This is a genomic window from Microbacterium sp. NPDC076895 (assembly GCF_040687115.1).
Classification (GTDB): domain Bacteria; phylum Actinomycetota; class Actinomycetes; order Actinomycetales; family Microbacteriaceae; genus Microbacterium.
The window spans coordinates 34,645-53,174 of record NZ_JBFBMQ010000015.1; the positions used below are offsets into that span (position 1 = coordinate 34,645).

Here is an 18,530-nt window from a genome sequence, read left to right on the forward strand (position 1 = left end):
GCGCTCAGGCGGTGAGGATCCACCACCAGATCAGCAGCAGCGTCACGACGAAGCCGGCGAACTGGTTGATCCAGAGAAATCGGCGCCATCCGATGGTGGCACGTTCGGCGTCCGCGTCACGGATCGATCGGTACGGCCATACCGCGACGAGGTACGGGATGGCGGCGATCGCGGCCAGCGGTCCCGGCCACGCCGTGCCGAGCATGACGAGCCCAGAAAGGGCGTAGCAGACGAGGGCGAACCTGACCGTCCACCGCGCCCCTCGAGCCGTGGCGATCGACGAGATTCCCGCTTCCCGGTCTGCAACGACATCCTGAACCGCGCCGAAGGCGTGCGAGGCGACACCCCACAGGCCGAAGGCCAGGATGATGAGTCCGAGCTGCCAGGTCCAGGTCGCGCCGGCCAGGATCAGGCCGTAGACGGCGGGGGAGAAGAAGTGGATGCTGCTGGTGACGGAGTCGGCGAAGGGCCGCTCCTTCAAGCGCAGCGGCGGGGCGCTGTAGAACACCACGAAGAACAGGCTGAGGGCGAGGACCAGCCAAGACAGCGGTGAGCCGACAAGAGCCAGATAGACCACGAACGGGGTGCACGAGAGGCCGGCAGCCCACAGGGTGATGGGGTGCATCCGTCGATCGAGGACCGCGCCGTGCGCGCCGCCCTTGCGGGGATTGCGGAGGTCTGACTCGTAGTCGAACACATCATTGATCCCGTACATCGCGAGGTTGTACGGGATGAGGAAGAACAGGGTGCCGATGACGAGAGTCGCGTCGACGTGCCGCGTCGTCAGGAGGTAGGCGGCAGCAAACGGGTAGGCGGTGTTGATCCAGCTCACCGGCCGCGACGAGACGAACAGTTCGCGGATCACACGCCCGGGCCCGAGAGTCGACTCAGCGCTGCTCACGTGTGACCCCCGTGCGAGCTTTGGGTAGCAGGACATAAACGGCAGGCACGAGGTAGGCGGCGCAGATCGCGTACGAGAAGTCCTCGATTGGTGCGACCCCGATGCGGATGCCACTCGAGGTGCCCTCGGGATAGGCGACGAGCCCCGCGGAAATGATCACGTTGTCGAAGATCGCGGTGAGGATGACCAGAACGGCGGCGCTGATCGTCGATGCCAGCATCCGCCGTCTCATGCCCGGCTGTGTCGCCGACAGCAGCGTCACGACAAGAGTGAACAGCGCGAACGGAATGATGATGAGCGCGTACGTCATTGCTCACTCACCGCCCCGCCCGCGCTCGACCGCGCGGCGCGGGAGTCGATGTAGCGGAGCGCACCGGCGTAGATCACGAGCCCGAGATAGCACAGGAACGCGAGGAAGAAGGGCTCTTCCAGGGGAAGCTCGGGTGCGAGATCGATCCCGATGAACAGGCCGCTGTCGCCCTTGATGAACGCGCGGGTGAGGATGCCGACGGCATCCCACGCGAGAAAGAACATCACTCCGATCCCGACGGCAGCCAGCGTCCGGACGGGTGCCGCGAAGGCTGCCAAGCGCCAGCGCGCGTCGATCACCGCGATCCCTGCCGCAGACACCAGGATCGCCAGGAGATACAGACCCGGCATCTCAGACGGCCGCCGGCTCGGCAATCGGACCGGGGGAGCGGTCGCCGCGCAGGCGCTTGACGACGAGCTCGGCCGAGATCAGGCACATCGGCAGGCCGATTCCCGGCAGGGCTGAGGCCCCCGCGTAGGCGAGGGAGTCGACCTTCTTGGATGCATTCCGAGGGCGGAACACGGCACTCTGGCGCAACGTGTGGGCAAGGCCCAGTGCGTTGCCGCGCCAGGCGTGGAAGTCGTGTTCGAAATCTCCGGGTGCGATCGTGCGGCGAACGGTGATCCGTTCGGCAAGGTCCGGGATGTTGCACCACTGAGAGATCTGTGCGATCACGCGATCGGCGGCGGCTTCGATGCGTGGCGAGCCGCTGCGCTCGATACCGCCGTGTCCGAGGCTCGGGTCTGCGGGAATGGGAACCAGGACGAAGAGGTTCTCGCTGCCTTCGGGAGCCACTGTCGGGTCAGTCGCGGAGGGCTTGCAGACATAGATCGATGCCGGGTCGGGTATACGGGTGTGCTCCCCGAAGATGTCATCGAAGTTCGAGCGCCAGTCCTCGGTGAACAGCAGGGTGTGGTGGGCGAGTTGGGGTAGTTCGCCCTCGACTCCCAGGAGCAGGAGCAGCGCACCGGGGCTCGGCGTGCGCTTGTCCCACCACTTCTCGGGGTAGGTGCGTAGCGGCTCGGGAAGCAGCTGGGTTTCTGTGAAGTGCAGATCTGCCGACGAGACGACGAGGTCGGCATCCACACGGCGCCCGTCGGCGAGCGTGATTCCTGTCGCCTGTGCGCGCCCGCCGGCCGTGGGGGTTGTGACGATCGAGGTGACCTCGGCTCCGGTCTCGATGGACACGCCTGCGCCCCGCGCGACGCGCTCGACGGCACGGATGACTTCGTAGAGTCCGCCCTGCGGGTAGAGCACGCCGTCTGCAAGGTCGAGGTGGCTCATGAGGTGGTAGAGGCTCGGCACGCCGTAGGGGGACCCGCCGAGGAACACTGCCGGGTAGCCGAGGACCTGCTGGAGCCGCTTATCGCTGAAGCGGCGTTCGACGTGACGCGAGAGTGTCGTGGTCAGGAGCGGAGCGAGCTGCGGCACGCGGCGCAGCAGCGCCGGGTCGCGAAGACCCGCCGTCGTCTCGTACGTGTCGTACAGGAACCGGGTGACCGCAAGATCGTAGGCGTCCTTTGCCGAGTCGAGGTACTCGGCAAGCACAGCTCCCGCGCCCGGTTCGATGCTCTCGAACAGCTGCGTGGAGAGCTCTCGGCCCGAGCGGATGTCGATCGGATCGTTCGCGGTGCCCGCTGGCGGCTGGCTGTAGACGCGGTAGGCGGGGTCAAGGCGCACGAGGTTCAGCTGTTCGGCGGTACTCGTCCCCATCAGCCGGAAGAAGTGGTCGAACACCTCGGGCATCAGGTACCAGCTAGGTCCGGTGTCAAAGCGGAAACCGCCGGCCTCCCACACGCCGGCGCGGCCTCCGACCTGCTCGCGAGCCTCGAACAGGCTCACCGACCACCCTTCGCGGGCGAGGAGGGCTGCTGTTGCCAGGCCCGCGATGCCGCCCCCAATGACCACCGCGCTGCCTGCGTCGGTCGGTACCCCCTGGGTGTGGGCGCTAGCCGTCTCGCTCATGCTGACTCCTCATTCCTGGGCGGGTGGATAACGGGCGCGTGATTGATGCTCGCGGCCCTCACGCGCCGGTTCGGCGTGGCGAGGCCCCCACCAGGGCGCGGGCGATGAGCCCTGCCTTGACGATATCGGGCACGCGCACCCTCACGGCCGGTGTCGGGTCGGCCCGCAACCGGCGCGAGAGCTCGGCGAACAGGTCGTGTGCCGCGGTCACGGCGCGCCGACAGTCAGCCGGTAGTTGGGGGATCACCGCTGCTGCAGCGGCGAGGTCGGCATCGATCCTGTCGAGGATCGCCTCCCGGTCATGATCGCCCGTGGCGATGCCGAGGTAGTCGCGTCCGAGCGTCTCCTCGTCGTGGTCGAGGTCGCGCAGGAAATTGACGTCCTGGAAGGCTGCGCCCAGGCGTCGAGCGCCGTCGACGAGCTCGGGGCTCGGACCGGATGGCGAGGGCTGGCCCGCATTGACGAACACCTGCAGACACATGAGCCCGACCACCTCGGCCGATCCGTACACATAGGAGTCGTGGGAGGCGTCGTCGTGCGCGGCGACGGTCAGGTCGGTTCGCATCGACGCGAAGAAGGGGTCGATGAGGTCGGCGCCGATGACGCACTCGCGAGCAGTCCGCGCGAAGGCGTGCACGACAAGGTTGCTGCTGAAACGCCGGTCGATCGCTGCCATCGTCTCTTCTTGCAGTGCATCGAGGAGGCTAGCGGCTTGCGTGGCATCGAGGCCGGCCTCAATGGCGGGGCCGTCGACGATCTCATCGGCGACGCGCACGAGGGCGTAGATGTTGCGCACGTGTGTGCGGGCTCGCGACCCGAGGAGGCGCGTGGCCATGCCGAACGAGGTCGAGTATGCCGCGATCACGGCTGCCGCAGCGTCGTCGGCTGCAGTGTCGTACAGTGCGATGCCCGTCGGCTGATGACTCACGGAATGCGCTCCTCCACTGCCGCAGCGAGCGTATCGGCCAAGGTCACCGCGCGGGGCGGGAGCGTCGAACGGGCGGCGCGTCGGCGCACATCCGACAGGTTCTCGGCGATGAGCTGATGAAGCCGCTCACGGGCGCCGCTGGCTTCGAGCGCGGACTGGGCGTGACGGACCGCGATCGGACCGGTATGGGCGACAGCAAGGGTGCTGGTGACCAATGGCCACTGCGCGCTCTCGCGAGCGAGCGCAATGAGTGGTGTTCGCTTGGACTCGCGCAGGTCGCTACCGGCATCCTTACCCGCTTGCTCTGCCGTGCCGAACGCGCCGATGAGGTCGTCCACGAGCTGGAATGCGAGGCCCAGGGAGCCGCCGATACGTTCGAGGTCAGCGATCCAGGTCGAGGGTGCACCGGCGAGGATCGCCCCAGCGCACAAGGGGGCGGTGAACGAGTAGACGGCGGTCTTGTTATAGGTGGCTGCGAGGATCTCTGCCTGTTCGGCGAGGTCGGGGGTGACGCTGTTCTCGACGTCGGCGAGTTCTCCGGCGGCCGAGACGAAGACTGCATCATCGAGGAGGTCAAGCAGTCGGGTGCGTTGCCCATCGGGGACATCCGCCAGGGCCACCATCCGGGTAGCCTCGTGCAGCAGCAGGTCGCCGGCGAGGATCGCGGCAGCGTCCCCGAGCAGTGCCGCTCCTTTCGCGTCAGCTCCCTGCGCCTTCGCACGGATGCGGAATCGACCGGCGACGTTGGGCACGCCCCGCCGGGTCACGTCGTGATCGATGACATCGTCATGGATGACGAAGGCGCTGTGCAGTAGCTCGAAGGCCGCCGCAACCGACGACAGGGCGGGTGCGCGCTCAAGGTCGCCGCCGACCGCGAGGAAGGATGCCACGACGAGCTGGGGCCGCAGGCGCTTGCCGCCGGCGGTCGCGCTGCTCACGGCTGCCGTGAGCGCCGACATCGACTCTCCCTGTTTCGTCGCCCGTGCGGCAAGTCGCGCGAGGGCGTCGTCGATAGCGGTGTCGACGGCGATGCGGGCGGCGTCGGGAATCATGACGCTCTTCGCTGCAATTGCGGCGATTCGAAGAGGCGGAGTTGCTGTGACTGCAAGACGAGCCACGGGCTGAAGGCCCACGGAGTGGTGATCAGCGACGCGCCGAGCTCGTCAGGATCGACCCAGCGCGCCTCGGCGACCTCGAGCGGGTTCGGTGCCACCTCGTCCTCGGTGCGTGCGATGTATACGGGGCAAATCTCGTTCTCGACGATTCCGCCCGCATCGACCGCGCGGTAGCGGAAGAGGGGGAGCGCGAGCTCGATGTCTGTCAGACGGATGCCGAGCTCGAACTCGCCGCGACGCTGAACTGCCGACAGCAGCGGCTCTGCAGGTCGGGGATGGCCGCAGAACGAGTTGGTCCACACGCCCGGCCAGGTCTTCTTGTCGAGTGCTCGGCGAGTGACGAGCACCTGGCCATCGGCGTTGAGGACATGGCACGAAAAAGCAAGATGGAGGGCGGTTTCGGTGCCATGCACACTGCTCTTCGGGGCGGTGCCTACCGGGTTGCCGTCGTCGTCCAGCAAGACCACATGGTCGCCATCCGTCATTGTTCCTCCTCCTATATCGCTAGTTTAGCTAGCGATATCTCCCGTCTGATGATAACAAGGAGTGGAAAGGGGTGTCCATCATGACCACGCCGTGGAATCCTCAGACTCCGCACCAGCGGGCTGTGCTGGAGGTTTTGCTGAGCATCCGTGCGCTCAATGATGCCATGGACCGCATGAATGGCGGCATGAAAGACGACATGGACATGAACGCGACGGATCTCGCGGCCTTGCGCATGATGATCGTGCGAGAGCAGCGGGGCGACTCCGTGAGCCCGCATGAGGTCGCGAAGCACCTGCGGATATCGACGGCTTCGACGACCAAGCTGCTGGACCGGCTGGAGAGCGCTGGCTATATCGAGCGACACCCGCATCCCCGTGATCGCCGGGCGCGCATCCTGACGTTGACGGCGCACTCACGGGCGACCTTCTTCAAGCACTTCTCCGAGCACCTCGAGCAGATGCGTCGCGTGACGGAGCCGTATACGGAGGATGAGCTGAAGCTCATCGGGCGGTACTTGAGCGACGTGAGCCAGGCGATCGACCCGAGCTGAGCCCACCTCGGTGCGCTCCCGGAGTAATGCAGAAGGCCCCGGATCTTGTGGATCCGGGGCCTTCTCTTGGTTGCGGGGGCAGGATTTGAACCTACGACCTCTGGGTTATGAGCCCAGCGAGCTACCGAACTGCTCCACCCCGCGGCACAAGGATCGACTTTAGCACGGTTCCCGCAGCCTCGCACCTCGGGCGACCGAGCCGGGGTTGCCGGTTGCCTCGACTCGTCCACGCCGGGGAGGATGGCCGCATGATGGCAACCCCGGGCGAGATTTCGGCGGCATCATCCGGCGACGCCGCGTTCGACGGACGATCCGAGACGCCGAGCCAGCGCGCCGATCGCAACTGGGATGACGTGCTGCAGGAGTTGCGCGTGCTCCAGACCGGCACGCAGATCCTCACGGGATTTCTGCTGGCTGTCGCGTTCCAACCAGCGTTCGGCGATCTGACGGACCCACAGCGTGCCTTCTACCTCGTTCTCCTGGTGCTCGCGGCTCTCAGCGCGATCATCGCCTTGGCGCCGGTGGCGATGCACCGCAGCCTGTTCCGTAGGCTCGCCAAACCCGACGTCGTGATCTTCGGGCACCGCGCGCTCATTGGTGCTCTGGCGACGGTGGGTATCCTTCTGGTCGGGGTTGTCGCTTTCGTCTTCGACGTCGTTCTGGGGTTCGACCCAGCCTGGATCGCGGCAGCTGCCCTCGGCGCCACCGTTGTGATCCTGTGGCTCGTCGTGCCGGGGTATTTGCGCAGGCACCATTCGCGAAAGGCAGACCGCTCATGACCCGGATGCCGGCACCGGCCGTCGCCGTGGCGATCGCGCAGTTCGCGCCGTCTGCAGACAGCGATGCCAACGCGCGCCAGATTGATCGAATGGTCGACGTGGCAGCTGATCGGGGCGCGAAGCTCGTGGTGTTCCCCGAGTACTCCAGCTACTTCGTCGACCCGTTCGACCAGACGCTCGCTCGTCACGCGCAGGACGTGGATGGGCCGTTTGTTGCGGCATTGCATCAGGCAGCGCAGCGCACCGGCGCGGTGATCGTCGCTGGCCTGATCGAGACAGCCAGCAACCCCGGGAAGGTGCGCAACGCAGTCGTCGCCGTCGGTCCGGGCGGCCTCCTGGCTGTATACCGCAAGCTCCATCTCTACGATGCATTCGGGCAGCGGGAGTCTGATTGGGTCGAAGCGGGCGAGATCGCGCCGCCGCAGACCTTTGAGGTTGGCGGGCTGCGCTGGGGGCTCATGACGTGTTACGACCTGCGCTTCCCGGAGGTCGCACGAACTCTCGCGGATGCCGGAGTGGAAGGCATGGTGGTGCCCGCAGCCTGGGTCCGGGGACCGCTCAAAGAGTTTCAGTGGCAGACGCTGCTCGCGGCCCGCGCGATCGAGAACACGGTGTTCGTCGCGGCAGCCGACCACCCGCCGCCGCTGGGTGTTGGGGCCTCGGTGGTGCTCGACCCTCAGGGCGTGGCGATCGCAGGGGTTGGGACCGGTACCGACGTTGCGGTCGGCTACGTGGACCCGGATGCCGTGGATCGCGTCCGGCGTGTCAACCCGGCCCTCCGGCTGCGTCGGTTCGACGTGATCCCGCGCCCGTAAACGGTGTCGTCGGTGCGGCACCGAACGAGAGCATGACGACTGCATAGTCCGCTCCCGACTCAGCCATAGGATTCACACAGCATCCGGCGGCACCGTTGATGGTGCTTGGAAGGAGCATCCATGAGCACCGAGAACACCGCAGACCCCACCGACTCGCAGCGTCCCGCTGACGCCGCGGGAACAGACCTCCCCGAACAGGGCACCGACGCCTCCGCTTCGACCGCCGACGCCGCGGCGCCGACCGCCGACGCGACCGAGCAGGTCGCCGATGCGGTGGCGGCTCATGCTCCTGCACCGGCAGGGTCGACGCAGCCGACCGAACCGCTGCCGCCTGCCCCCGGGGCATCCTCTGCCGCAGGCGCGTCACCGGTGTGGGCTCCTCCCGCGGCTGGTACCCACCACCCGCAGTCCCCCTACGCGCAGGCGCCGTTCACCTCTCCGGGTACTGCCCCGCAGTACGCCTTCGCTCCCACCACGACGGCGGCGCCCCGCGCCAAGGTCGGCGCAGGCGCGGTTGCCGGGATCATCATTGCCGCAGCACTCGTGGGCGGTGCCGCAGGCCTTGGCGGTGCCTACGCCGGGGCCGCGTTGTTCGCCCCCGACACCGTGACGACGGCATCCGGACCCGCGAGTGTCACAGTCAATGACACGTCGTCTGTGACGCAGACGACGGGGATCGCGACCAAGGTTCTCCCGAGCGTTGTGACCATCGAGGCAACCTCCTCCAGCGGCGGTGGAACCGGGTCCGGCGTCGTGCTGACCTCTGACGGTTACGTCGTCACCAACACGCACGTCGTCACCCTCGACGGTGCGACCGGAGACGCGACGGTCCGGGTCACCACGTCAGACGGGCGCGTCTATGACGCTGATGTCGTCGGCACCGACCCCACCTACGACCTCGCCGTGATCAAGCTCGTGGGCGCCGAAGACCTGACGCCGATCGAGTTCGCGGACTCCTCGGATCTGAACGTCGGCGACCAGGCTGTCGCCATCGGCGCGCCGCTCGGGCTGTCGAACACGGTGACCACGGGTATCGTGAGCGCACTCAACCGGTCGATCCAGATCTCCTCGTCCGCTGCGCCCGACACCGAACAGAGCGACCCCAACTCCGAGGGCAACGGGACGCAAGGGCCGTTCTACTTCGACTTCGGTCAGGGTAACCAGGGCAGCACAGGGTCGAGCGAAACGATCTCGATCGCGGTAATCCAGACGGATGCCGCCATCAACCCCGGAAACTCGGGTGGTGCCCTGGTGGACTCCGACGGCAAGCTCATCGGCATCAACGTCGCCATCGCTTCCGCGGGCGGATCTTCGGGTCAGTCGGGCTCCATCGGCGTGGGCTTCTCGATCCCCTCGAACGTTGTCGAGCGCGTGACGCAAGAGATCATCGACACCGGTTCGGCGACGCATGGATTGCTCGGCGCGAGCGTGCAGAACGCGGCAGCCATCGCTGACTCGACGATCACGGGCGCGTACATCGCCGAGGTGACCGACGGTGGCGCGGCTCAGCGCGGTGGCCTGCAGGCAGGCGACATCGTGACGGGCTTCAACGGTGTGCCGATCTCGGACGCGACGGACCTCACCGCCCAGGTGCGTGCCGCGGCGGCTGGAAGCGATGCAACGGTGACCTTCGTTCGCGATGGTCAGACCCGCACGGTCGACGTGACGCTCGGCCAGCTCGGCTCGTGATCGCAGCCTGAGGTTCGATCTCCACAGACCCGACCGACGCCGCCCCGGACTATTCCGGGGCGGCGTCGGTCGCTTGCGTGTCGGAGTCTGTGTGGGGACGACGCGTGATGCTTCGAGCCGCACCACCGATCGCCGTCGTGCCTTTGGAGACACCGCTGCCGATCACTGACGCACCTCGGCTCACGCCGCTACCCACGGCAGAACCTGCTCTCCGCACGGCCGAAACCGCCGAGTGCTCCAGCCGCCGGGCGCCGGGAAGCGGCGCGGTCTCTGGGGGCAGAGCTTGCGGAGGAATGCCGAAGGCTCGGCGCGAGCCCGCGAGCACCCGGCGGCCGAGGATGTGATTGCCGGTGCCGCCGATAGCCGCACCGATACCGAACGGGAGGGCCTTTCCGATCCAGGAGGCTCCGCCCTTGGCGGCGAACTGGCGGACGAAGGTGGTCTTCAGGCGATCGACGAGAGGCCCCATCGCTGCCTTCGGGATCGTCTTGGTGACCATTTCGCCCCAGTAGGTCGAGCGCGTCGGCCCCCGCCCGGTCGCCTGGTTCGCCAGCTGGGAGACGAGGTCAATGCCTTCTTGTCCGAGCAACAGCATCAGCACGAGCGCGCGGGCGCGGTCGGGATCCGAGACGGGAATGCCGTGCACTTCGGCGACGGACTGCGCGAACAGTGTGGTCGCTTCCAAGAACCCGATGGTTTCGACGCCGCTCAGCGCAAGGGTGACGCCGGTGCCGATGCCGGGAATGACGGCCGTGGCGCCTACCGCCGCGCCGCCGGTGGTCACCGCGGCGAGGTATCGCCGCTCGAGGGTGCGGATGATCTCGGTGGAGGTTGCGTTCGGTTGGCGAAGACGGATGCTGCGCACATGAGCCAGCACGACCGGTCGCTGGATTGCCAGCACGCGATCAAGCGCTCGGATGAACATCGGGTGCTCGTCCGATCCTTCCGGAGGGAGCCCACCCGACCAGGGGGCGTCATCCGGCAGCGAATGGATCTGATGGACCTTGTCGGCCATGGCGTGATCCTAAGCGCTCCGGCTGGGCATCCGCCTGGCATGGAGTGTCATCGGGGGGTTGAAGCAGAGGTCGATTGATAGTTTGGAGCGGTGACTGAGGCGACGGATCTTCCCGACGAGTCCTCCGGCGAGTCCGGCAAGACACCGGGGGAGGGATCCGCTAAGAAGCCGGCGTCGCCCCGCACGCCGCGCGCACCGCGCAAAACGTCAACTTCTCGGACGCCCGCCTCGAAGGCGTCGGGCTCCAGCCCCCGCACGCCACGCAAGCCCGCAGCGACGCGACCTGCGACCCCGCGCAAGAGACCTGTTTCGGCAGCGAAGCCGCCGGAGCAACAGGATGCGGCATCCGCTGAGCCTGAGGTGACCGCGGTCGATGGCGTGCCGGTTGATCCCGCACTCGAGTCCGCGCTGGAGTCCATCGCAGCGAGCGAGACCCGCGATGAGGTCGACGAAGCCGTAGCGCCGGAGGTTGACGAAGCCGTGGCGCCGGAGGTCGACGAGGCCGTAGCCCCGGTGGTCGACGAGACCGAACCGGTGGAGGTCGCCGCGCCAGATGACTCAGCGACAGCTGAGGACCCGGCGCCCGCGCCAGCGCTGGTGCTGCGCGGCATCCGTAAGTCGTTCGGAGATCTGCAGGCGCTGGACGGGATCAGCCTCGAGGTTCCCGTCGGCACCTTCTACGGGATCGTGGGGCCGAACGGGGCGGGTAAGACGACGACCCTGTCGATCATCGCGGGTCTGCTTCGCGCCGACTCCGGCGAGATCACCATCGCTGGCGTGGATGCCGCGGCCAAGCCCCTGGCTGCGAAGCGGCTCATGGGCGTGCTTCCCGACCGATTCCGTACATTCGACCGGCTGACCGGTCGTCAGCTGCTCTACTACTACGGCGCACTGCGGGGCCTGCCACCAGCTGAGGTCGAGCGACGCACGATCGACCTTGCCCGCGCCTTCGACCTCACGGAATCACTCGGCCGAGTCGTTTCCGATTACTCCGCCGGTATGTCCAAGAAGATCATGCTCGCCGGCGCTCTCATCCATTCGCCCCGCGTGCTGGTGCTCGACGAGCCCTTTGAAGCCGTCGATCCGGTCTCGAGTGCGGCCATTCTCGACATTCTGCACGCCTACGTTGCGCACGGTGGAACCGTCATCCTCTCCAGCCACGGCATGGAGTTGGTCGAGCGGGTGTGCTCTCGCGTCGCGGTGATCGTCGCCGGCTCTCTGGTGGCCGAAGGAACGATCGATGAGGTGCGGGGCGAGTCCAGCCTCGAAGAGCGATTCGTCGAACTCGTCGGCGGGGCGGGCGAGTTGGAGGGCCTCGAGTGGTTGCACACGTTCTCCGACTGAGACTCGCGCTGCTGCTCGGTGCTTTCCGCGGAGATCCGCAGAAGGTCACTCGGGGTGTGGTCGGGGGGCTCCTGCTACTGGCGGCGACCGTTGCTGCCTGCTGGGCGCTCCTGGGTGTGCAGGAGTCATCGACCGCCGCTGTCGCGGCAATCACCGTTTTCTGCGGAGCAACGCTGACGCTGGCCTTCGCGTTGGCGCCCATCGTCGCCGCGGTCACCGATCCGCTCGATCCGCGCCGGTTCCGGGTCTTCGCGCTTGCTCCTGATCCTCTGGCGGGAGCGCTCGCGCTCGCCGGGCTGTTCAGCGTCCCCGTCCTCGGCCTGGTCGCGCTCGCCGTGTGCGCTGCTGTTGTCTGGGTAGCTGCGGGGGCTACCGTCATCTCGGCGATCATCGCCGCCATCTTCGGGGTGGCGACCTGCGTCCTGTTCGCCCGTGTCGCGCTCGGGGTTGCCGGCATCATCTTCGGTGATCGCCGGTCGAGAGAGCTCTCCGGGCTTCTGCTGGTCGCGGTTCTGGTGATCGTCGTGCCCGTGGGCGTCTTTCTCGCATCGCTCGACTGGCGTGGCACGGTTCCGGGCCCGTTGCAGCAGGTGGTCGACATCCTGAGTTTCACACCCATCGGCGCCGCGTGGGCCTTCCCCTTGCTGTTCACGCGGGGCGACGCATCCGGCCTTCTCGCCCTGATCATCGCCCTGGCAACTGTCGTCGCGCTGGGGTTTGCGTGGCTCGCGCTGGTGCGTCACTTCCTCTCGAGCATCGAGAAGCCGTTGACCACGCGCGAACGGGGGGGACTCGGGTGGTTCAGCGTCGTTCCCGGCACCCCCGGGGGAGCTGTCGCCGCCCGAAGCCTGGTGTACTGGCTGCGCGACCGGCGGTACCTCGTGAACACCCTCGTGATTCCTGTCGCCGCCGTGGCGACCGTGGTGCCCCTGTTGATCGCCGGCGTTCCCGCCAACGTCGCGGCGCTCGTTCCGATCCTGTTCGTCGCGCTCTTTTTCGGATGGCTGCCGCACAACGATCTCGCGTATGACTCGACGGCGATCTGGATGCACGTCGCGAGCGGCCTGCGAGGCCTTCCCGACCGCGTCGGGCGGCTTGTTCCGATCCTCGTCATCGCTATACCGGTTCTGGCCATCGGTATTCCGGTGTCTGTCGCCCTTCACGGACGGTGGGCGATCGCACCGGCCATCGTCGGCGTGTGCGCGTCACTGTTTTTCTCAGGCCTCGGCTTGTCGAGTATCGCCTCGGCTGCCTCGCCCTATCCCGTCACACCGCCGGGCGAGAGCCCGTTCCAGCAGCCGCAGCGCACCGGATCCAGTGGGGCGGTGTCGCAGGCCCTCGTCATGCTCGGGGCCCTGGCCGTGTCGGCGCCGAGCCTGTGGTGGACCTGGCTCGCCCTCACGCGCACGATCGAAGCGGCCTCGCTCGCGCTATGGGTCGGTGTTGCGACAGGGCTCGGAGTGCTCGTGCTCGGCGTGGCCATCGGGGCTGCCGTGTTCTCACGCCGCACCGGGCGGATCATGGAGTTCGCCGAGGCATCCTGACGGCGCTTCTCCGCCGCCGCTCGTGCAGGATGCGGGCAGGTGAGCCCGAGCCGGGGCCGGATGCCGGGACTACACTGACTGACCATGAGCACTCCGCTGGACAGCCCCGACCAGGGCGGACTTGCGACCCTCGATCGCGAGCTCGAAGAGCTCCTTCGCGAAGAGACCGTCGAACCCGGGGACCACGAGCGGTTCTCGCACTATGTCAAGAAGGACAAGATCCTCGAGTCGGCTCTCACTGGCAAGCCCGTGAAGGCGCTGTGCGGCAAGAAGTGGACGCCCGGCCGCGACCCCGAGAAGTTCCCGGTGTGCCCGACCTGCAAAGAGATCTACGAGCGGATGCAGCACTGATCCACCGCGCTCCAGCAGTCAGCCTGCGTGGTAGGTGGTCTCGAGGGCAGGCTCCGAGCGGCTGAGTGCCAGTGCCGCGAGCGGAAGCTCGGCGCGGACGCGTGCGTGGTGATCCCGAGCGACGCTGACCCCATGAGGGCCCTCGGCCGAGGCATCGATCTCGCCGTGAACCACGAGCGGAACCTGCAGGGCACGGGCATCCGCATGCGGCGCCGGCGTCTCGCGGTGCTCGAAACCTTCGGCGACGACGATGAGCTCTTCGCGGGCAATCCCGTCCTCAAGGATGCGAAAAGCCGTCTTTCGCCCGCCCTGCGAGGCTTTGGCTGTTGAGGTCTTCGCCACCGGAATCCACGCTCCGCCGGCATCCTGGCGTGCCACGAGCTTGTAGACCAGGCCCGCGGTCGGCGAGCCGGAGCCCGTCGCGAGCGCCGTGCCGACGCCGTAAGCATCCACCGGGGATGCCGCCAGTGCCGCGATCGCGAACTCGTCGAGGTCGCTCGTGACAGTGATGCGCGTACCCCGAGCACCGAGGGCATCGAGTTGTCGTCGAACCTGCGCAGCGACGATGGGGAGATCACCCGAGTCGATCCGCACCCCGCCGAGCCCGCTGCCGGCAACCTCGATGGCGGTAGCTACGCCCGTCTCGATGTCGTAGGTGTCAATGAGAAGCGTGGTCTGGTCGCCGAGGGCCCGCAGCTGTGCTGCGAATGCGTCGGCTTCGGTGTCGTGGAGCAGCGTCCAGCTGTGCGCTGCCGTGCCCATCGTGGGGATGCCCCACTGGCGCCCCGCCTCCAGGTTGCTCGTCGCGCTGAAGCCCGCGATGAAGGCGGCCCGCGCCGCAGCGACAGCTGACCATTCGCCGGTGCGTCGCGAGCCCATCTCGGCGAGGGGGCGGTCGCCGGCGGCAATGCTCATGCGTGCCGCGGCGGCAGCTACTGCGGAGTCGTAGTTCAGCACGCTGAGGGCAAGGGTTTCGAGGATGACGGCCTCGGCAAAGGTCCCTTCGATCGTCAGCAGCGGCGACCCCGGAAAGTAGAGCTCTCCTTCGCGGTAACCGTGAATCGACCCCGTGAAGCGGTACTCCTCGAGAAAACGCAGCGTCTGGGCATCCACGACTCGCTCGTCACGCAGGAAGCGCAGCTCGTCATCGCCGAACCGGAAGTCGCGCAGGAGGCTCAGGAGCCGCCCGGTGCCTGCCACGACACCGAACCGTCGGCCACCGGGCAGCCGTCGCGCGAAGACGTCGAACACGCACCGGCGCGAAGCGGTGCCGTCGTGCAGCGCCGCATCCAGCATCGTCAGTTCGTACCGGTCGGTGAGCAGTGCCGTGCTGACGGATGCTGTCATGCGCGCCAGCCTAGTGATCTGGCTGCCGCGACATCCATCTCGTGCAGCCGCGCGCGGGCGGGTGACGAGCGCTGGCGTAGGCTGGTGCACCGTGAACAACGCGCCGATCGGGATCTTCGACTCCGGTGTCGGCGGGCTCACTGTAGCGCGTGCCATTTCGGACCAGCTGCCCCGCGAGTCGTTGCTCTACATCGGCGATACCGCCCACTCGCCGTACGGCCCGAAGCCCATCGCCGATGTGCGCCGCTACTCGCTCGAGGTGCTCGACACGCTCGTCGCGCAGGGCGTGAAGATGCTCGTGATCGCCTGCAATACGGCATCCGCTGCGGTGCTGCGCGACGCTCGCGAACGCTACGACGTCCCCGTCGTCGAGGTGATCGGACCGGCAGTCCGGACGGCGATGTCGACGACCCGGTCGGGACGGATCGGCGTCATCGGCACCACCGGCACGATCGGCTCGCGCGCCTACCAGGACATGCTTGAGGTGAACGACCGGCTCGCGGTGTTCGCGCAGGCGTGCCCGCGTTTCGTCGACTTCGTCGAGGCTGGCGAGACCGATACTCCCGACGTGCTGGCTGTGGCCGAGGAGTACCTCGCGCCGCTTCGGCACGCCGCCGTGGACACTCTCGTGCTCGGCTGCACGCACTACCCGTTCCTCAAGGGTGCGATCAGCTACGTCATGGGACCGGATGTCTCGCTCGTCTCCAGCGACACCGAGACGGCGAACGATGTCTATCGGCAGCTCGTGAGCCGGGATCTGCTGGCGGGACCGGATGCCACGGCGACCCACACTTACGAAGCGACCGGCGACTCCGCTGACGAGTTCGTGCGACTTGCCCACCGGCTCATGGGTCGCGAGGTGCGAGACGTGCGCCTCGTGCAGACCGGAGCCATCGACCTGCGGCACTGACCTGCCGCACAGACCGACGCTCCGCCGAGGCGGAGCATCCGACCCGAAAGAGAACCCGCATGAGCGAGATCACCCGCGCCGATGGCCGCGCCGTCGACCAGTTGCGCCCCATCACGATCGAACGAGGCTGGTCGGCCCAGGCAGAAGGATCAGCGCTGATCAGCTTCGGTGGAACCCGCGTGCTGTGCACGGCATCCTTCACCAACGGTGTGCCGCGCTGGCTCACCGGCAAGGGCAAGGGCTGGGTCACCGCTGAATACGCGATGCTGCCGCGCGCGACCAACGATCGCAACGACCGCGAAAGCGTCAAGGGCAAGATCGGCGGGCGCACGCACGAGATTTCGCGCCTTATCGGCCGGGCTCTGCGGGCCGTCGTCGACACGAAGGCACTCGGCGAGAACACGATCGTGATCGACTGCGACGTGTTGCAGGCCGACGGGGGAACCCGAACCGCGGCAATCACCGGAGCCTACGTGGCGCTCGCCGATGCGATCGAGTGGGGCCGGCGTAAGAAGTTCATTGGCCAGAAGTCGCAGGTCCTGCTCGACTCGGTGGCTGCCGTCTCGGTTGGCATCATCGATGGTGAGCCGATGCTCGACCTCGCCTACGTCGAGGACGTTCGTGCCGAAACCGACATGAACGTCGTCGTGACCGGGCGCGGGCTGTTCGTGGAGGTGCAGGGCACCGCCGAGGGTGCGCCCTTCGACAAGCGGGAGCTCGATGCCCTCCTGGAACTGGGGCTGTCGGGATGCGCGACGCTGCGCGACATCCAGACCGAGACACTCGGTTCGGGTGAGTGACCGGATGCCGCAGCAGATCGTCCTGGCAACCCACAATCCCCACAAGGTAGCCGAGTTCGGCCGGATCGTCGCGGCGACCCGTCCCGATCTGCACGTCATCGGCTACGACGGGCCCGAGCCCGTCGAGGACGGCGTCAACTTCGCCGAGAACGCCCTGATCAAGGCCCGCGCCGCTGCCCGTCATACAGGGCTTGCGGCGCTCGCCGATGACTCCGGCATCGCTGTCAGCGTGATGGGCGGGGCGCCGGGGATCTTCTCGGCGTACTGGGCAGGACACAAGAAGGATGCCGCCGCGAACATGCATCTGTTGCTGGACCAGCTGTCCGACATCGCGGACCCTCATCGCAAGGCATCCTTCGTGTCGACCATCGCGCTTGTCGTCCCCGAACCGGGGTCGACGGCCTTCGCGATGGAGCACGTGGTCGAAGGTCGCTGGCACGGTCGCCTCGCCACCGAGCCTCGTGGCGACGGGGGGTTCGGCTACGACCCGATCTTTATTCCTGACGGCCAGGAACCGGGCGCAGAGCGCACTGTCGGACAGTGGAGCCCGGAGGAAAAGACCGCCGCATCGCACCGGGCCCAAGCGTTCATCGCCCTCGCGCCCCTGCTGTCGGCACTCTGACAGCCGGTACGGAAGCGAGAATCAGACTCGTTCCCGATTGGGCGTTAAGCCCCGCCTCGGTCCGCTCTCGCCCCTACGCTGGTTGGCGTGCATGATCACGCTCCCGGCATCCGTGGCGCGAGCAACCGTCGACTCCTGACGGCATCGCTCACGATCACCTCGGTCGTTCTCGTCGTCCAGGTCGTCGGGGCAATCCTGAGCGGATCGCTTGCGCTGCTCGCCGACTCGGTCCACATGCTCACGGACACGGCGGCCCTCGTGATCGCGCTGATTGCGAGTATCGTCGCGGCCCGGCCGGCCACCGACCGGCAGACCTACGGCTACCAGCGCGCCGAGGTGTTCGGCGCCCTGATCAACGCCGTCCTGCTGATCGGTCTGTCAGCGTGGATCGTCGTGGAGGCGATCCAGCGCCTGCTCGATCCGGGAGAGGCCGAGGTGCGCGGCGGCATCATGCTGATCGTCGCGGTCGTCGGGCTTCTTGCCAACGCCGCGGCGATGTGGCTGCTCTCTGCCGCGCAGCGTACGAGCATCAATGTCCGCGGCGCCTACCTCGAGGTGCTCGGCGACCTTCTCGGGTCGGCTTTGGTCATCGTCGCAGCGATCGTCGTGCTGCTGACCGGCTGGCAGGCAGCGGATGCCGTCGCGTCGCTGCTGATCGCGGCACTGATCGTGCCGCGCGCGGTGGGTCTGCTGCGCGAGGTCTTTCACGTCCTGTCGGAATCAGCACCGAAAGGAACCCATGTCGCCGAGATTCGCGAGCACATCCTCTCGGCTGAGGACGTCGTCGCGGTGCACGACATCCACGTATGGCAGCTGACACGCGGAGCTCCCGTCTTCACCGCTCACGTCGTCATCGACCCGGAGGCCATTGCCGCTGGGCGGTCGGGCGAGATCCTCTCGCGCCTGCAGACGTGTCTTGCCTCGCACTTCGACGTCGAGCACTCGACCTTTCAGCTCGAGCCCGCCGGCCACGTCGATTCGGGCGACGCGACGCACGCCTAGGGAGGCCTCTGCGTCCGGATCGCGTGCCGAACGCAGGAGTAACCCCCGTTCCGGCGG

20 protein-coding genes and 1 tRNA gene are annotated in these 18,530 nt (G+C 67.4%); 11 read left to right on the forward strand and 10 right to left on the reverse strand.

Translation table 11 applies throughout. The features are described 5' to 3' along the window. Window positions 1-4: 4 nt before the first annotated feature. Genes AB0O89_RS12445 through idi form a run of 7 tightly spaced genes read right to left on the reverse strand, consistent with a single transcriptional unit; the run spans window position 5 to window position 5,704 of the window. A complete protein-coding gene (locus AB0O89_RS12445) occupies window positions 5-901 on the reverse strand; it encodes a prenyltransferase (protein WP_363498065.1) in 897 nt (298 codons plus the stop codon). Further along, window positions 888-1,211 carry a lycopene cyclase domain-containing protein gene (locus tag AB0O89_RS12450; RefSeq protein ID WP_363498068.1) on the reverse strand — a complete coding sequence of 108 codons (324 nt, stop codon included), beginning with the start codon at window positions 1,209-1,211 and terminating at the stop codon, window positions 888-890. The genes AB0O89_RS12445 and AB0O89_RS12450 overlap by 14 nt, the downstream gene beginning before the upstream one ends. Continuing rightward, window positions 1,208-1,561: a lycopene cyclase domain-containing protein gene (locus AB0O89_RS12455; protein WP_363498070.1), complete on the reverse strand. Its 354-nt coding sequence runs from the start codon at window positions 1,559-1,561 to the stop codon at window positions 1,208-1,210. The genes AB0O89_RS12450 and AB0O89_RS12455 overlap by 4 nt, the downstream gene beginning before the upstream one ends. 1 nt (window position 1,562) lies before the next feature. Next, entirely contained in the window at window positions 1,563-3,176 is a 1,614-nt protein-coding gene (gene crtI / locus AB0O89_RS12460; protein ID WP_363498071.1) for a phytoene desaturase family protein, read from the reverse strand. Between the two features lie 58 nt (window positions 3,177-3,234). Continuing rightward, entirely contained in the window at window positions 3,235-4,104 is an 870-nt protein-coding gene (locus AB0O89_RS12465; protein ID WP_363498074.1) for a squalene/phytoene synthase family protein, read from the reverse strand. Beyond that, window positions 4,101-5,156: a polyprenyl synthetase family protein gene (locus AB0O89_RS12470; protein WP_363498077.1), complete on the reverse strand. Its 1,056-nt coding sequence runs from the start codon at window positions 5,154-5,156 to the stop codon at window positions 4,101-4,103. The genes AB0O89_RS12465 and AB0O89_RS12470 overlap by 4 nt, the downstream gene beginning before the upstream one ends. Further along, window positions 5,153-5,704 carry an isopentenyl-diphosphate Delta-isomerase gene (gene idi, locus AB0O89_RS12475; protein WP_363498080.1) on the reverse strand — a complete coding sequence of 184 codons (552 nt, stop codon included), beginning with the start codon at window positions 5,702-5,704 and terminating at the stop codon, window positions 5,153-5,155. The genes AB0O89_RS12470 and idi overlap by 4 nt, the downstream gene beginning before the upstream one ends. 80 nt (window positions 5,705-5,784) lie before the next feature. On the opposite strand from idi, the gene AB0O89_RS12480 reads away from it, so the two are divergent. Then, a complete protein-coding gene (locus AB0O89_RS12480) occupies window positions 5,785-6,255 on the forward strand; it encodes a MarR family transcriptional regulator (RefSeq protein WP_363498084.1) in 471 nt (156 codons plus the stop codon). 67 nt (window positions 6,256-6,322) lie between these two features. On the opposite strand, the gene AB0O89_RS12485 is transcribed toward AB0O89_RS12480, so the two are convergent. Continuing rightward, window positions 6,323-6,399 (reverse strand) — tRNA-Met (locus AB0O89_RS12485). A 104-nt stretch (window positions 6,400-6,503) separates the two neighbouring features. Here AB0O89_RS12485 and AB0O89_RS12490 point away from each other — a divergent pair. The 3 genes from AB0O89_RS12490 to AB0O89_RS12500 all read left to right on the forward strand — a co-directional run bounded on the left by AB0O89_RS12490 (window position 6,504) and on the right by AB0O89_RS12500 (window position 9,538). Beyond that, window positions 6,504-7,034, forward strand: coding sequence for a DUF6328 family protein (locus AB0O89_RS12490; RefSeq protein WP_300590332.1), 531 nt, complete (start codon window positions 6,504-6,506; stop codon window positions 7,032-7,034). 5 nt (window positions 7,035-7,039) lie between these two features. Beyond that, entirely contained in the window at window positions 7,040-7,849 is an 810-nt protein-coding gene (locus tag AB0O89_RS12495) for a carbon-nitrogen hydrolase family protein (protein WP_363498188.1), read from the forward strand. 120 nt (window positions 7,850-7,969) lie between these two features. Further along, on the forward strand, window positions 7,970-9,538 hold the full coding sequence (locus AB0O89_RS12500) for a trypsin-like peptidase domain-containing protein (protein ID WP_363498087.1): 1,569 nt from the start codon (window positions 7,970-7,972) through the stop codon (window positions 9,536-9,538). A gap of 49 nt (window positions 9,539-9,587) precedes the next feature. On the opposite strand, the gene AB0O89_RS12505 is transcribed toward AB0O89_RS12500, so the two are convergent. Then, window positions 9,588-10,553: a hypothetical protein gene (locus AB0O89_RS12505; RefSeq protein WP_363498090.1), complete on the reverse strand. Its 966-nt coding sequence runs from the start codon at window positions 10,551-10,553 to the stop codon at window positions 9,588-9,590. Window positions 10,554-10,643: 90 nt separating this feature from the next. On the opposite strand from AB0O89_RS12505, the gene AB0O89_RS12510 reads away from it, so the two are divergent. From AB0O89_RS12510 to AB0O89_RS12520, 3 genes are all read left to right on the forward strand, one after another. Further along, window positions 10,644-11,897, forward strand: coding sequence for an ATP-binding cassette domain-containing protein (locus tag AB0O89_RS12510; RefSeq protein WP_363498093.1), 1,254 nt, complete (start codon window positions 10,644-10,646; stop codon window positions 11,895-11,897). Beyond that, window positions 11,873-13,441 carry a hypothetical protein gene (locus AB0O89_RS12515; RefSeq protein ID WP_363498096.1) on the forward strand — a complete coding sequence of 523 codons (1,569 nt, stop codon included), beginning with the start codon at window positions 11,873-11,875 and terminating at the stop codon, window positions 13,439-13,441. The genes AB0O89_RS12510 and AB0O89_RS12515 overlap by 25 nt, the downstream gene beginning before the upstream one ends. Window positions 13,442-13,525: 84 nt before the next feature. Beyond that, complete coding sequence (locus AB0O89_RS12520) at window positions 13,526-13,792, forward strand: DUF3039 domain-containing protein (RefSeq protein ID WP_292708570.1); 267 nt, start codon at window positions 13,526-13,528, stop codon at window positions 13,790-13,792. 18 nt (window positions 13,793-13,810) lie between these two features. Here the strand turns inward: AB0O89_RS12520 and AB0O89_RS12525 are convergent, their stop codons facing one another. Further along, window positions 13,811-15,139, reverse strand: a complete 1,329-nt coding sequence (locus tag AB0O89_RS12525) for a nicotinate phosphoribosyltransferase (RefSeq protein WP_363498099.1) — start codon at window positions 15,137-15,139, stop codon at window positions 13,811-13,813. Window positions 15,140-15,230: 91 nt separating this feature from the next. On the opposite strand from AB0O89_RS12525, the gene murI reads away from it, so the two are divergent. From murI to AB0O89_RS12545, 4 genes are all read left to right on the forward strand, one after another. Further along, window positions 15,231-16,049, forward strand: a complete 819-nt coding sequence (gene murI / locus AB0O89_RS12530; RefSeq protein ID WP_363498102.1) for a glutamate racemase — start codon at window positions 15,231-15,233, stop codon at window positions 16,047-16,049. A 59-nt stretch (window positions 16,050-16,108) separates the two neighbouring features. Then, a complete protein-coding gene (gene rph, locus AB0O89_RS12535; RefSeq protein ID WP_363498105.1) occupies window positions 16,109-16,849 on the forward strand; it encodes a ribonuclease PH in 741 nt (246 codons plus the stop codon). A gap of 4 nt (window positions 16,850-16,853) precedes the next feature. Beyond that, window positions 16,854-17,471, forward strand: coding sequence for a non-canonical purine NTP pyrophosphatase (locus tag AB0O89_RS12540; protein WP_363498191.1), 618 nt, complete (start codon window positions 16,854-16,856; stop codon window positions 17,469-17,471). An 87-nt stretch (window positions 17,472-17,558) separates the two neighbouring features. After that, a complete protein-coding gene (locus tag AB0O89_RS12545; RefSeq protein ID WP_363498108.1) occupies window positions 17,559-18,473 on the forward strand; it encodes a cation diffusion facilitator family transporter in 915 nt (304 codons plus the stop codon). Window positions 18,474-18,530 lie beyond the last annotated feature (57 nt).